Raw genomic sequence first — 14,116 nt, 5'->3', positions numbered from 1 at the left:
TACCGGTGGCAGTCCCGCCCCTTCGCGAACGGTCGCGGTCCCGTCAGCCCTCGGCCGCAGTGCGGCGACGGCGGTTGGTGAGCACCAGGCCGGCGCCCGCGGCGAGCGCGGCGGCGCTGCCGCCCGCGATCCAGGCGTTCTCGGAACCGGCGCCGGTGTCGGCGAGCGAGGTGGATCCGCCGGCCGGGGTCACGTTCGTGTTGCCGGTGCTCCGGGAGACGGCCTGAGTGGTGCCGGTGCCGGTGCCGGTGCCGGTGGTCCCGGTCCCCGTGCCGGTGGACTCGTCCTTGCCCGTCTTGTGCGCCGCGTCCTCGGCGGCCTTGTCCTTCGCGCGCGCCTCGTGCTGACCGGTCTTCAGGAACGCGACGCGTTCCTCGGGCGTTCCGTTGATGGCGGCGATGGCGGCCTTCTTCAGCTCCGGGCCGGCGTGGTTCAGCATCCTCCAGATCAGGACGCTGTTGTCCTCGTCGCGCAGCGCGTGCTGCGTGGTCTTCACGAACTCGCGCAGCTCCGCGTTGGACGGGTGCCCGTCGAGGAGTGCGTTGATGGCGGCCGTCAGGCCCGGGCCGGCGTCCAGGAGCATCCGCGAGATCTCGACGCGGTCGTCGCTCGCACGGACCTGGTGCTGGCCGGTCTCGATGAACTGGCGCACCTGCTCCGGAGTCCCGTCGCGCAGCAGCTTCACCACGGCGTCGTGGATGCCCCTGCCCGCGCCGTTCAGCATGCGGAAGAGCTCCACCTGGTCGTCCTCGTACCGGGCCTTGTGCTGCCCGACCGTCAGGAACTCCTTCAGCGCGGCGTGGGTTCCCGCCTTGAGCGCCTTCTGGGCCTCGCGCTTCACGGCGACGCCGCCGGCGCTGTGGATCTGACTGACCCGGACCTGGTCGTCGATGTACTGCTCCTGCTGCCAGACGACCTCCAGGAAGTGCCGCATGTCCGCGGCCGTTCCCTTGAGCGCCTTGCCGGCCGCCTCGCGCACGCCCGGCCCGCTCGCCGGGTCGGCCAGGATCGCCTCGATCGCGGCCCGGTCCTTCGCTGCCTGGGGGTCCTCCGCAGGCTTCTCCTCCGCCTTCCCGTCCGTCTTTCCCGTTGCCTTCTCCGGCGGCTTCGCGCCCTCCGGCGCCTGGTCGGGCGCGGTCGGGGCCGACGGCGTGGACGGCGACGCGGCGTCAGCCGCGAAGGCGGGAGAGGCGAGCAGGACGGCCGGGGCCATCGCGGCGGCGGCCACGACCGACGCGATCCGGGGCAGCTTCACAGAGTGGGTCCATTCTTCACATGTGTGATGATCGGCAACCCGTGCAGGATAGATCGTTTATCGGTCCCTGAGCCCCGATTTTCGCAATGGGGTGGCTCACAGCTCGACGACCTCGGCGATCTTGACGACCACCCCGTCCCGGGACGACCTGCGAGCCGCCTCCAGTACGTCGAGACACCGCGCGGCCTCGTACGCCGTGACCGGGTTGGGCCCGCCCTCGCGCAGCGCGGCGGCCACCGCCGCGTAGTACGCCGGGTAGTCGCCCGGCGCCGTCGGAACCGGGGCCCCGCCACCGGTCAGCGGGGACTCGCCGGAGCCCAGCTGGCCCCAGAGGTGCTCGGGCTCCTCGCCCCACGGTGCGCCCGTCCCCGGGCGCAGCCCCTCGCGCAGGGCACCCTCCTGAGGGTCGAGGCCGTACTTCACGTAGCCGGCCCGGGATCCCAGCACCCGGAAGCGCGGCCCGAGCTGGGCGGTGGTGGCGCTGACGTAGAGGTGGGAGCGGATCCCGTTCGCATGCGTGATCGCGATGAAGGTGTCGTCATCGGCCTCGGCGCCCGGGCGGCGCACGTCGGCCTCCGCGTAGACCCGTACGGCCGGGCCGAACAGCGTCAGCGCCTGGTCGACGACGTGGCTGCCCAGGTCGTACAGCAGCCCGCCGATCTCCTCCGGGGCGCCCGACTCGCGCCAGCCGCCCTTGAGCTGCGGGCGCCAGCGCTCGAAACGGGACTCGAAGCGCTGGATCTCGCCGAGTTCGCCGTCCGCGAGGAGGCGGCGCAGGGTGAGGAAGTCGTTGTCCCAGCGGCGGTTCTGGAAGACGGACAGGAACGTTCCGGTCCGTTCGGCGAGTTCGGCCAGCTCCCGCGCCTCGGCGGCCGTGGCGGCGAGCGGCTTGTCCACGACGACCGGGATCCCGGCGTTGAGGGCGGCCGTCGCGAGCGGGACGTGGGTCTTGTTGGGGGAGGCGATCACCACGAGGCCGAGGGCGTCGGCGCCGCCCGTGCGCGCCCACAGCTCGTCGGGGGAGGCGGCGATCCTGACGTGGGGGAACTCGGCGCGGGCCTGGGCCTGCCGGCCCGGGTCGGAGGTGACGACCGTGTCGAGGGCGAGGCCGTCGGTGGCCGCCACGAGGGGGGCGTGGAAGACGGAACCGGCGAGTCCGTAGCCGACGAGGCCGACGCGGAGCGGGGTGGCGGGGGCGGTGGCGTTCATGGACACTACTTTGGCAACAGTGTTGTCGAAGTGCAAGGAAGGTGGACAATGGGCGGGTGAACAGGGGCACCAGGGGCAATGGGGACGGCGGCCGCGGCGGAGTGAACCTGCCGGCGTTGCGCGGGTACAACGAGGCGCTGCTGCTGGATCTGCTGCGCGGCGCCGGGCCCGCGGGGCTGGGCCGTGCCGAACTCGCCGCCCGTACGGGGCTCACCCCGCAGGCCGTCAGCAAGATCACGGCTCGGCTGGGCGGGGAGGGGCTGGTCGCGGAGGCCGGCCGCGCCGCGTCCACCGGCGGCAAGCCGCGCACCCTGCTCCGGCTGGTGCCGCAGGCGGGGCACGCGGTCGGGGTGCACGTGGACCGTGACGAGCTCCGGGCGGTACGGGTGGACCTGGCGGGCTCGGTCGTCGCCGAGAGCGGGGGCCCGCTGGACTTCGGGGCCGGTCCGGATGAGGTGGTGGAGGCGGTCGTACGGGCGCTCGCGCGGGTCCGCGACCCGGCCGGGCCGCCGCTCCTGGGTGTGGGGGTGGCCGCGCCGGGGCCGCTGGACCACCGGGCCGGGGTGATGGGGCGGGTGACGGGGTTCCCGGAATGGGAGGGCTTCCCGTTGCGGGAGGTGCTGTCGGGGCGGCTGGGGGTGCCGGTGGTGCTGGACAAGGACACGAATGCCGGGGCCGCGGGTGCGGGTGGGGCTGGGTGTGGGGGCGTCGGCGGCGAGGCCGCCGGGACCTCGGTGTATCTGCACGTCGGCAGCGGGCTCGGCGCGGGGCTGCGGCTGGGCGGCGACGTCTACCGGGGGGCGCGGTCGGGGGCAGGGGAGTTCGGGCATCAGGTGCTCCGGCTCGACGGGCCGCCGTGCCGGTGCGGGGCGCGGGGGTGCGCGGAGGTGCTGTGCCTGGCCGCGGTGGACCGCGGGGATCTGGCCGGGGCGGCGCGGATCCTGGGCGAGGGTGCGGCGAACGTGGTCGCGCTGCTGGATGTGGACCGCGTGCTGCTGGGCGGCCGGGTGGTGGATGCCGCGCCGGAGGTTTTCGTGGACGGGGTGCGGGCGGTGCTCGTGGCTCGGGCGCTGGCTTCGGAGCCGCCGGTGGTTGGCCTTGCCGAGGTCGGGGTGGCGGAGGGGGCGGCGGAGCTCGTCCTTGCCCCCTTCTTTGGGCGGGCGGGGTGAACGGGCGTTGCCGTCGGCTCTGGCTTCGGGCTCGCGCCTCAAGCGCCGGCGGGGCTGGAATGGCGGGGCTGGATATGTCCGGGCCGTGCTGGATGAGCCGATGCGGCTGAAAGATCGGGGCTCTGCCCCGGGCCCCGCGCCTCAAGCGCCGGCGGGGCTGGGTGCGGCCGAGCTGGATGTGGCCGGGCCGTGCTGGATGAGCCGATGCGGCTGAAAGATCGGGGCTCTGCCCCGGGCCCCGCGCCTCAAGCGTCGGCGGGGCTGGAACGGCGAAGGCTGGGGGCGGCGGGGCTGGGTGGGTCGGTGCGGCTGAAGGGTCGGGCCTCTGCCCCGCGCCCCGCGCCTCAAGCGCCGGCGGGGCTGGGTGTGGCCGGGCCGTGTTGGATGAGCCGGTGCGGCTCAAGGATCGGGGCTCCGCCCCGGGCCCCGCGCCTCGAACGCCGGCGGGGCTGCATCGGGCGCGGTCTGTAGGGTCCGGCTTGACCTCGTGCGCCGTTCGGGCGTAAACCGGAGCGACTCAGGCGTGGTGCGCGGCTCGGGGGCGCGCGTGCGTGGGACGGTGCGGGCAGGCCGGGGTGATTGTCACCTCGTCCGATCATCGTCCCGTCCGGCGAGCAGCGAAGGTCTTCCATGCGACTGCGCAAAGCCCTTGCCCTCACCGCCGTACTCTCCGCCGCCCTGGTCGCCACCACCGCACCCACCGCCGGAGCGGACGTCGGCACCGGCGGCGGGGCCCGTCCCGCCCCCGCGCAACCCTCCCGGGCGAAGGCCACCTGTGGAGACGGGAAGAGCACCGCCTTCCCGATCGGTGCCCGGATCCGCGGCGGCCCCGCCGTCTACCGGACCGGGGGCGGGCCGCAGACCTGGTACCTGGACCTGACCAACACCACGAACTCCGAGTGCAAGGCCATCCACCCCGTCGTCGTCTTCACCGACAAGGCCCGCGCCCTGCGCCCCGCCCACCTGCGGATGGAGTTCGACGCTCCGGGCGGCACCCTCCCCGTCAGCCTGGAGCGGTCCGACCGTGACGAGATCATCGCCGTCTTCGACGGCGGCGACGCCTTCCCCGGCTTCACCGTCGCCGCCGGCGGGTCGCTGACCGTCAAGGTCGCCCTCGCCTTCGCGCCCGACGCCCCCACCGGTGAGGTCCTCGCCGACGCCGCGCTCGTCCAGCGCAAGGGCGACGACGGCGATTGGATCGGCGAGGCCGGCGGCTACCGGTTCTCCGTCGAGGGCCCGGAGGACCCGGTCGAAGCCGGCTCCCTCGCGCACACCGGCCCCCGCGACTGGGCGTACGGGACCGGCGCAGGCGCCGCGCTCATCGCGGGCAGCGGTCTCCTGATCGCTGCCCGGCGGCTGCGGACACCCTCGCGCTGATCTCCGTACATCCGCCCCGCATGGGGTCCCGGCGTGAAGAACAGACCCGGCGCCACCGCCCCGGCGCGCCCGTCCGCTCCGGGATCCCCGAGCACGGCCGCATCCCCAAGTACTACGACGTCAAGGTCCGGATCGCCGAGCTCCTCGACGAGCTCGGCGAGGGCGGATCGCTGCCCACCGAGCGCGATCTCGCCGAGCGGTACGAGGTGTCCCGCGAGACCGTCCGCCAAGGCCTGCGCGAGCTGCTGCTGGAAGGACGGCTGCGCCGCTCCGGCCGCGGGACCGTCGTCGCGGGACCGAAGCTGGAGCAGCCGCTGTCCCTCGCCAGCCATACGGAAGGGGTACGGCGCCAAGGGTGCACGCCCGGCCGGAACCTCATCGGACTGGAGCAGTTCCCCTGCCCGCCCGACCTCGCCCCCGGCATCGGCGCCGAACCCGGCGAACCGGTCTGGCACCTGGAGCGCGTCCTACCGGCCGACGACGAGCGCGTCGGCCTGGAGAGCACGTACATCCGGGGGGCCCGCGCCCCTCGCCTCGACAGCGATTTACAGCCCGACTCCTCCTTCCACGGATACCTGCGCGACAGCCTCGGCATCTCCTTCGGCGACGCCGACGAGAAGCGGAGACGGTCCTCGCGACGCCCCGCGAAGCGCTGCTGTCACGGACGACCGCGACGGCTACGGCAGCGAGGACCCGAAGGCCGCCGCCGCGGTCGCCGCCGAACTGCGGGACCAGAACCCGGACGCCGCCTTCGTCTACCTCGGCGAGATCGACGTCGCCGAACACTCCTACGGCGCCGCCAGCCGGCAGTACCTCGACGCCGTCGGCCGCGTGGACACGCTGATCGGCCAGGTGCTGACCGCCGTCAAGAACCCCCCGACGTAAGCCCAGGAGGCCTGGAAGGTCCTGGTCACCACCGACCACGGCCACACCGACTCCGGCGGCCACGGCGCTCCACCGCCCAGGAGCGCGGCACCTTCGTCATCGCCAAGGGTGCGGGCATCGCGGCCGGTTGGGTACGCGACGACGTGAAGCTCGTCGACGTGGCCGCGACCGCGCTCGCGCACCTCGGCGTCAGCGCCCCGGCATCGGCGGCTTCCCGCTGAACGCCCCGGACGACGACGACCCGTTCGACGCCCTGCGCCCCAACCTCCAGGCCCGCGTGGACGAGAGCGGCGTTCCGGCCGGCGTGAAGGGCTTCACCCACACCCCGCCGGCCGGCTGGTCCGTCGACAACTCCGAGATGGGCACGGCGGTGTCACCGAATGGGCCGGCTGGGCCTTCGCCACCGACGAGTTCTGGAGCCGGGCCCAGCGTGACCAGTGGCGCGAGCTGAACGTCCGCTCCCGTGACGTCTTCGCCGTCGCCGACTCCGGCGAGTGGGACGACAAGAGCCACACCGGCGCCTTCGACTCCACCCTGATCCCCCCAAGTGGCCCGTCACGGGCGGCACCACGCGGACCCTGACCTTCCAGACCCACTACCACCACGAGGCCGGGCAGACCGCCCAGGTCCTGGTCTCCTACGACGGCGGTACGCCGACCGTCGTCAAGAACTACACCGCGGACGCGGTGGCCAGCTCCGAGGCCCTCAACCTCCAGGTCCCGGCCGGTGCGACCGACGTCCAGATCCGCTTCCGCTACAGCGGCGGCAACAACTGGGACTGGACCGTCGACGACGTGCGCCTGGGCTGATCCGGGCCCCCGGGTCCGGGCTGTGGACGCACGGAGCGTCCCCGGCCCGGCCCCGATAGGGTGTACAGACCACGAGGTCAGACGTCAGTGGTCAGAGGTCACAGGCCACCGAGAGCGGAGAACAGTCCAGTGGCAGAGCGCAAGCCGATCGAATCCTGGCTCACCGACATGGACGGTGTCCTCATCCACGAGGGCATCCCGATCCCGGGTGCCGACGCCTTCATCAAGCGGCTGCGCGAATCCGGCAAGCCCTTCCTGGTGCTGACGAACAACTCCATCTACACGCCCCGCGACCTGCAGGCCCGCCTCAGCCGCATGGGCCTGGACGTCCCCGTCGAGAACATCTGGACCTCCGCGCTGGCCACCGCGAAGTTCCTCGACGACCAGCGCCCGGGCGGCACCGCGTACGTCATCGGCGAGGCCGGTCTGACCACCGCCCTGCACGACATCGGCTACATCCTGACCGACCACGAGCCGGACTACGTGGTCCTGGGCGAGACCCGGACGTACAGCTTCGAGGCCATGACCAAGGCGGTCCGCCTGATCAACGCGGGCGCCCGCTTCATCTGCACCAACCCCGACGAGACCGGCCCGTCCGCCGAGGGCCCGCTCCCGGCCACCGGTGCGGTCGCCGCACTGATCACCAAGGCGACCGGCAAGAAGCCGTACTTCGCCGGCAAGCCCAACCCGCTGATGATGCGCACCGGCCTCAACGCCATCGGCGCGCACTCGGAGACCAGCGCGATGATCGGCGACCGGATGGACACCGACGTGCTGGCCGGCCTGGAGGCGGGCATGCAGACGTTCCTCGTCCTCACCGGCCTGACCTCCGTCGCGGACACCGAGAGGTTCCCGTACCGGCCCACCAAGACGGTCGACTCGATCGCCGACCTGGTGGACCTCGTGTAACGCGTACGGCTGACACGTACGGCGCCGCTCCGGATGCGGAGCGGCGCCCCGCGCGTGAATCTCCTTGTTGAGGAGGTTCACCATGCGCAGTGTCCAGATCGCTCTCCGTGCCGCCGGGGTGGCCGTCGCCCTGACGGCGTTCTCCGGGGTGACCGCGCCCACCGCCCTCGCGGGCGAGGAGGACCGTGGCGACCGCGGCGGCAGCGTCTCGGTCGATCCGAACCCGGCTGCCCCGGGCGCGCAGGTCAAGCTGCGCGTCAACGGCTGCGACGGCACCAGGGGCTCGGCCAAGTCGGCCGTCTTCACGTCGGACGTCGAGCTGTACGGCCGCGACGGCGGCCGCAGCCCGCTCTACGGCGAGGCGATCATCAGCTCGCACGCGTCGCCCGGCTCCCACTCCATCCGGGTGACCTGCGACGGCCACGACAGGGTGACCGGCTCCATCGAGATCTCGCACCACCACCAGCCGTCCCACCACGCCTCGCCCGTATGGCCGGTCCACGCGGGCGGCGGCGGCATGTCGGCCGAAATCGCGGAGTCGTCCCGGCTGGTCGCGGCGGCGAAGAAGGACCACGGGGACGACGGTCCGGGGCTGCCCCACACGCTGATCGGCGCCATCCTGGCCGCAGCCGCCACCCTGGCCGTCGCCGGCCGGGCGCTGACGCTGCGCCGCCGCCGCAGTGGCGACTGAGTGAATGGCGACTGAGCGAGTGGCGACGGGGCGAGTGGCGACGGGGCGAAAGGGTGGGCAAAAGGTGACCGGGCAGGTGGCGACCGGGCGAGTGGTGGCCGGCCGGGTGGCGACCGGGCGGGCGCCGGATGAGTGAGGGGAAGACCTCCGGGGGCGGCCGGCTGCTGACGTTCGCCGCCTGGTCGGTGCTGGTGCTGGGCCTGTGGCTGTGGGGCCGCCAGATCACCGGGGTCCCGGCCCCGCTCACCGGCCAGGCCGGCGGTGCGGTCGGCCCCGGGCTGCCCGCCGCGCACGCACCCCTGGCCGCCGTCCTGCCCCAGCGCGTCGACGTGCCCTCCATAGGCGTCCAGGCCCCGGTGATATCCCGGGGCCTGGACGCGGACGGGGCGATCGAGCCGCCCCCGTTCGGCAGCCCGGGCACGGTGGGCTGGTGGGGCAACGGTGTCCGGCCGGGCGCCGCCGGGGCCGCGCTGATGGTCGGGCACGTGGACACGAAGTCCAGGCCGGCGGTGTTCTACGGCCTGAGCTCGGCGCAGCCGGGCGACAAGGTGAGGGTGGTCCGGGCGGACGGTTCGGTCGCCGAGTTCACCATCGAGGACGTACGGGTCTACGAGCGCGCGGACTTCGACCCGCACAAGGCCTACGGCCAGCGGGTCAAGGGCCGGGCCGAGCTGCGGCTGGTGACCTGCGGGGGCTCCTACGACAAGGCGGCCAAGGAGTACACGGCGAACGTGGTGGTCTCCGCCTACCTGACGGGCGCGGGAGTCCGGACGGGCGCGGTGGCGTAGCCGGCGGGGCACCTCCGTACGGGCGAAAATGCAGCGGAAACGAAGAAGCCCCTCACAGCTTTCGCTGCGAGGGGCTTCCTCCGTCTGTGCGCCGCCAGGGACTCGAACCCCGGACCCGCTGATTAAGAGTCAGCTGCTCTAACCAACTGAGCTAGCGGCGCTTGCTGACAGGGAAAACTCTACCCCACCTCTGCGGGTGCTCGTGACCAGCCACGCCCGCCTTGTCCGATTAACCCATGTTTGGCGGGTTTATCGTGCACGATATGTCTGCGCTGTACCGAATCTGATGGCCCGCCAGATTCGGTCCCGGCTGACCAGTGGACGAGCAGGGGAGTGGACGGAACCGCATGACGATGCAGCCTCCGACGCATGTGCCGATGCCGATGCCCGTTTTTCAGGAGTACGAGCCCGCGGGTGACTGTGCGTGCCGGGGCTGCGCCCAACGCCGCCGCACCCTCGCCCGGGCCATACCGCTGCGGGACGGGGGCCACCCCGCCGCCCGCGGGGCCCGCCGGGCGCTGGTCCTGGCCACCGCCGCCGGAGTGGTCCTCGGCGGAGGCGGCGCAGCCGCGGTGGCGGTGACCACGCCGGCACCCGGGCCCGTGGCCCTGGACGACCCCGGTTCCCCGCAGGGCGGCCGGACCCCGCTGCACGGGCCGAAGGGCGGGCCGGTCGGCCTGCCCGGGGCGCCGGCCGCCGTGAAGCGGATCGATCGGACGACGATCATCAACCGGGCGAAGCTGTGGCTGGACGCGAAAGTCCCGTACAGCATGTCCGAGTACTGGGCGGACGGCTACCGGCAGGACTGCTCGGGCTTCGTCTCCATGGTCTGGAACCTTGGTACGAACGAGTGGACCGGCAGCCTCGACAAGTTCGCCACCAAGATCGCCAAGAACGACCTCCTGCCGGGAGACATGCTGCTCTTCCACAACCCGGCGGACCCCAACAACGGCTCGCACGTGGTCATCTTCGGCGGCTGGGTCGACGACACCCGCACGAGCTACATCGCCTACGAGCAGACGCGGCCCACGACGCGGAAGCTGGCCACGCCCTACGGCTATTGGGCCAACGCGACGAAGTACCTCCCCTACCGGTTCAACGGGGTCACGGGCGGGATCCTGCCGGAGGAGCCGGTGCCGGGCCCGAAGCCCGGGGACTCGACGGCGTTCCCCGGCGCGGCGAAGTTCGGCCCGGGCGCGACGAACGACCACGTGGCCCAGCTGGGCCGGATGCTGATCGAGCGCGGCGCGTACCGCTTCTACCCGAAGGGGGCCAGTCGCACCTGGACGGACGCCGACCGGCTGGCCACCCAGGCCTTCCAGCGCGCCCAGGGCTGGACGGGCGTCGACGCGGACGGCATCCCGGGCGCGGAGACCTGGCGCCTGCTGGTCGAACGCCAGGGCAAGGACATCCCGCCGACGGTGGACGCCGCGCCCGGGCCGGGCGGCGTACGGGCCTACCCGGGGGCCTCGGTGTTCCGTCCGGGGAAGTCGCACACGGCCATCGCAGCCCTCGGCCGCCAACTGGTGAAGAAGGGCTTCGGCAACTACTACACATCCGATCCGGGGCCCCGCTGGGGCGAGGCGGACCGCCGCAACGTCGAGGCTTTCCAGCGCGCGCAGGGCTGGCGCGGCGCCTCGGCCAACGGCTATCCGGGCCCGGAAACCTGGCGCCGGCTGTTCGCATGACGGAGGCAAGCATGTACCCCACGCGCACCACCTCGACCACGGGCACCCTCCGAGTACCACCGGTGGCCGCCCCCACGGCCCTGGCCGTCCCCACCGCGCCCGCCGCGCCGACCGCGCCGACGGGACCGGCTTACGAGACCGCGGAGCCGGCCCCGGCCCCGGTGCGGGGCGTCGCCGCGCCCCGTGAGGCGTTCGAGCCGAGTGCCCCGCCGGTGCTGGTGGGCGCCGCCGTCGCGGCGCAGCCGGAACCGGTGGCCGCGGCCGAGACCTCTACGGGCTGGGCCTTCGTGCCGGCGGTCCGCACGGTGGAGCAGGCCGTACCACCGCTGCCGCAGGCGTTCGACGTACCGGCCGCCCGGGCCCAGGCCGAGCCCGAACCGGCGCACACGAGCCTGGACATCCCGGACCCGCAGGACGAGGCGGCCCATGCCGGGGTGGCGACCCTGCGCCTGCGGATCGCCGACGCGGGGGCCGCCGCGGCGCGTCCGCAGGGCCACGGCCTGGAGCGGGCGTCGCAGCCGCAGCCCGCGGAGCCGGGGCCGAGGGCTGCCGGGGCCGCCGCGGCCCTGCACCCGCGAATGGCCGGCGCGGAGGCCGCTGTGGGGCGTCCGCAGGGCCCCGATCCGCAGGCTGTCCGCGTAGCCGTGCCGGAGCGCGAGCCCGAGCCCGCGGAGTCGGACGCCGCGCAGGCCGCCGCGGCCCTGCGCACGTGGGTCGCTACAGCCGAGGCCGCCGCGGCGCCTCCGCAGGGCCCCGGCCCGGAGCGGGTGCCGGAGCCGGGGGCTGCCCGGATCGCCGCGGCCCATCCGCAGGGCCCCGATCCGCAGGCGGAGCCGCAGCGAGCGGAGCCGGAGGCTGTCCGCGTAGCCGTGCCGGAGCCCGAGCCTGCGGAGGCTGCCCGGGTCACCGCGGCCCTGCGCATGCGGACCGCTGAAGCCGGGGCCGCCGCGGCCCATCGGCAGGCCCCCGATCCGCAGGCGGAGCCGCAGCGAGCGGAGCCGGAGGTCGTCGGCGTAGCCGTGCCGCAGCCCGAGCCCGCGGAGTCGGAGGCTGCGCAGGCCGCCGCGGCCCTGCGCATGTGGGTCGCTACAGCCGAGGCCGCCGCGGCGCCTCCGCAGGGCCCCGGCCCGGAGCGGGCGCCGGAGCCGGGGGCTGCCCGGATCACCGCGGCGCCTCCGCAGGGCCCCGGCCGGCAGCGGGCGCCGGAGCCGAGCCATCCGCAAGGCACCGGCTCGCAGCCGGAGCGCGAGCCCGCCGAGGCGGGGGGCGTGGGCGAGGCCGGGCGCGAGCCCCAGCCCGTGGCCCCGCGCTCCGGGACCGGGGTGCCCGGCTCCGGGGTGCCCGGTCCCGGGGTGGCCGAGATCGTCGCCCAGGCCGTGGCGCGCGGGCTGGAGAAGCCGGTGGAGGGCGGCACGCAGGACACCCCCCGCCTCGGACGGCGACGCGGCGCCGCGGTCACCGAGGTGCCGGTGCACCTCCCCTTCCGCGGCGGGCCGAACCGCACGCCCGCCCCCGCCCCCGCCGAGCCCGCCGCAGGCGCAGCCGCACGCGCCCGATCCGTCACCCCCCGCCCCGCCCCCGGCCGCCGGGCCCCCCGCGGCGACGACCGGCTCCGGGAGCACCGGGGCCCGGTGCTGCCCGGCTGGATCGGCGTGGGCGTCGGCGGCCTCGCCCTCGCGGGCTGCGCGGCCGTGCTCTGGCGGGCCGGGGTCGTCCCCCCGGTGCTCCTAGCCGCGTTCGGGGCGGCCCCCCGCGCCTACCAGGGCCTGCGCGCCACCCACTGGCCGCCGCTGGCCTTCCTCGGCATCGTCGCCCTCCTCGCCCTCGGCGGCCTCGGCCGCATCCGCACCGGCCACGCATGGGTGCTCACCCTCTGCGGCAGCTACCGCGGCACGGTCCGCCGTACCGGGCTGACCTGGGTCAGCCCCCTCCTCCTGCGCCGCCGGGTCGACGTACGGCTGCGCCACTGGCGCAGCGACCCCATGCCCGCCGTGGACTCCGGCGGGCTCGCCCTCCAAGTCGTCGTCCAGGTCGTCTGGCAGGTCAAGGACACGGCCAGGGCCACGCTCGCCGTCGAGGACCACGTGGAGTACCTGGCCCAACAGGTCGAATCCGCCATGGCCCGCGTGCTGTCGCAGCTGCCCGCCGACGCCTTCCACGAGGACGCCCCGACCCTGCGCGACGCCGAGGCCGTCGGCGACGCACTGACCCGGATGTTGGCGGCCGAGACCGAGGCCGTCGGGATCGAGGTCTTCTCGGCCCAGCCGACCCGGATCGAGTACGCGGCCGAGGTCGCCGAGGCCATGCGCCGCCGCCGGGTCGCGGCGATCGACGCCAAGCACCGGGACACCGTGCTGACTTCGGTCGTGGACGCCGTCGACGACACCGTCCACCGGCTGACCTCGCGCGGGCTCGTCGAGCTCGACGACTACGAGCGCAAGGCGCTGGTGAAGGACCTCACGGTCGCCTTCTACACGGGGCGCTCCGAGTAGGGCCGCGGGGACAGCAAGGGACAGCGAGCGACAACAGGGGACAGCGGGGGGTGTAGGAGAGGCAAGGGACACGGGGGACACGGGAACGGGTGGCCGGAACGGACCGGACCACCCGTTCTTCCGTTGGTATGGACATGGCCAACTCGCGTCAATAATCTGGGACTTGGTCTAGACCTGAAATATCCCCACGCGTGCGCACGCTCTCGTCGAACTCCCCCCACGTTCAAGGAGCATCATGCGTAACCTCCGCATGCCCCGACGGGCGGGCGCCGCCGCGCTCGGCCTCGGCCTCGTCGCCGGAATCACCCTCCTCGGCGCCCCCAGCGCCAGCAGCCACGGCTACACCGACACCCCCATCAGCCGGCAGAAGCTCTGCGCCAACAAGACCGTCCTGAACTGCGGAGCCATCCAGTGGGAGCCGCAGAGCGTCGAGGGCCCCAAGGGGTTCCCGGCCGCCGGCCCCGCCGACGGCAGGATATGTTCCGCCGGCCTGCCGCAGTTCGCCGAACTCGACGACCCCCGCGGCGGCGCCTGGCCCACCACCAAGGTGACCAGCGGGCAGAGCTACGGCTTCCGGTGGCAGTTCACCGCCAACCACTCCACCACCGACTTCAAGTACTACGTCACCAAGAACGGATGGAACGGCACCAAGGCCCTCACCCGCGCCGACCTCGAACCCCAGCCCTTCCTCACCGTCGCCTACAACGGCGCCCGGCCCGCCATGACCACCGTCCACCAGGGCGCCATGCCGAGCGGCCGGACCGGCCGGCACGTGATCCTGGCCGTCTGGACCGTCAACGACACGGCCAACGCCTTCTACGCCTGCTCCGACGTTCAGTTCTGA

The 14,116-nt window shown here is 74.0% G+C and carries 12 protein-coding genes, 1 tRNA gene and 1 pseudogene; 11 read left to right on the top strand and 3 right to left on the bottom strand.

The features are described 5' to 3' along the window. Positions 1-43: 43 nt before the first annotated feature. Positions 44-1,255 (bottom strand): ALF repeat-containing protein, encoded by a 1,212-nt coding sequence (locus AB0D48_RS08000; RefSeq protein WP_362392000.1) that lies wholly within the window; start codon positions 1,253-1,255, stop codon positions 44-46. 96 nt (positions 1,256-1,351) lie between these two features. After that, complete coding sequence (locus AB0D48_RS07995; RefSeq protein WP_362391998.1) at positions 1,352-2,464, bottom strand: Gfo/Idh/MocA family oxidoreductase; 1,113 nt, start codon at positions 2,462-2,464, stop codon at positions 1,352-1,354. Between the two features lie 56 nt (positions 2,465-2,520). Between AB0D48_RS07995 and AB0D48_RS07990 the strand changes: the two genes are divergently transcribed. From AB0D48_RS07990 to AB0D48_RS07955, 8 genes and pseudogenes are all read left to right on the top strand, one after another. Further along, positions 2,521-3,633, top strand: a complete 1,113-nt coding sequence (locus tag AB0D48_RS07990; protein ID WP_362391996.1) for an ROK family transcriptional regulator — start codon at positions 2,521-2,523, stop codon at positions 3,631-3,633. A 630-nt stretch (positions 3,634-4,263) separates the two neighbouring features. Next, positions 4,264-5,010: a hypothetical protein gene (locus AB0D48_RS07985; RefSeq protein ID WP_362391994.1), complete on the top strand. Its 747-nt coding sequence runs from the start codon at positions 4,264-4,266 to the stop codon at positions 5,008-5,010. 20 nt (positions 5,011-5,030) lie between these two features. Beyond that, a pseudogene (locus AB0D48_RS07980) lies at positions 5,031-5,668 on the top strand (GntR family transcriptional regulator); the annotation flags it as partial. 65 nt (positions 5,669-5,733) lie between these two features. Further along, entirely contained in the window at positions 5,734-5,895 is a 162-nt protein-coding gene (locus AB0D48_RS07975; protein WP_362392308.1) for an alkaline phosphatase family protein, read from the top strand. Between the two features lie 494 nt (positions 5,896-6,389). Beyond that, positions 6,390-6,704 (top strand): hypothetical protein, encoded by a 315-nt coding sequence (locus tag AB0D48_RS07970; RefSeq protein ID WP_362391992.1) that lies wholly within the window; start codon positions 6,390-6,392, stop codon positions 6,702-6,704. 129 nt (positions 6,705-6,833) lie between these two features. Then, positions 6,834-7,613 carry an HAD-IIA family hydrolase gene (locus AB0D48_RS07965; protein ID WP_362391990.1) on the top strand — a complete coding sequence of 260 codons (780 nt, stop codon included), beginning with the start codon at positions 6,834-6,836 and terminating at the stop codon, positions 7,611-7,613. Between the two features lie 82 nt (positions 7,614-7,695). Continuing rightward, positions 7,696-8,304 carry a hypothetical protein gene (locus tag AB0D48_RS07960; protein ID WP_362391988.1) on the top strand — a complete coding sequence of 203 codons (609 nt, stop codon included), beginning with the start codon at positions 7,696-7,698 and terminating at the stop codon, positions 8,302-8,304. A gap of 128 nt (positions 8,305-8,432) precedes the next feature. Next, positions 8,433-9,092: a class F sortase gene (locus AB0D48_RS07955; RefSeq protein ID WP_362391986.1), complete on the top strand. Its 660-nt coding sequence runs from the start codon at positions 8,433-8,435 to the stop codon at positions 9,090-9,092. 87 nt (positions 9,093-9,179) lie between these two features. Here AB0D48_RS07955 and AB0D48_RS07950 read toward each other — a convergent pair. Further along, positions 9,180-9,253 (bottom strand) — tRNA-Lys (locus AB0D48_RS07950). Between the two features lie 216 nt (positions 9,254-9,469). Here AB0D48_RS07950 and AB0D48_RS07945 point away from each other — a divergent pair. The 3 genes from AB0D48_RS07945 (at position 9,470) to AB0D48_RS07935 (ending at position 14,116) form a co-directional block, all read left to right on the top strand. Then, complete coding sequence (locus AB0D48_RS07945) at positions 9,470-10,780, top strand: peptidoglycan-binding protein (protein WP_362391984.1); 1,311 nt, start codon at positions 9,470-9,472, stop codon at positions 10,778-10,780. 11 nt (positions 10,781-10,791) lie between these two features. After that, positions 10,792-13,272, top strand: a complete 2,481-nt coding sequence (locus AB0D48_RS07940; RefSeq protein ID WP_362391982.1) for an SPFH domain-containing protein — start codon at positions 10,792-10,794, stop codon at positions 13,270-13,272. Between the two features lie 250 nt (positions 13,273-13,522). Further along, positions 13,523-14,116: a lytic polysaccharide monooxygenase gene (locus AB0D48_RS07935; RefSeq protein WP_362392305.1), complete on the top strand. Its 594-nt coding sequence runs from the start codon at positions 13,523-13,525 to the stop codon at positions 14,114-14,116.

The organism is Streptomyces sp. NPDC048269, from assembly GCF_040652395.1.
Taxonomy (GTDB): domain Bacteria; phylum Actinomycetota; class Actinomycetes; order Streptomycetales; family Streptomycetaceae; genus Streptomyces.
Note: the sequence above shows the minus strand (reverse complement) of the source record. Positions and strands in the feature narration are given on the sequence as shown.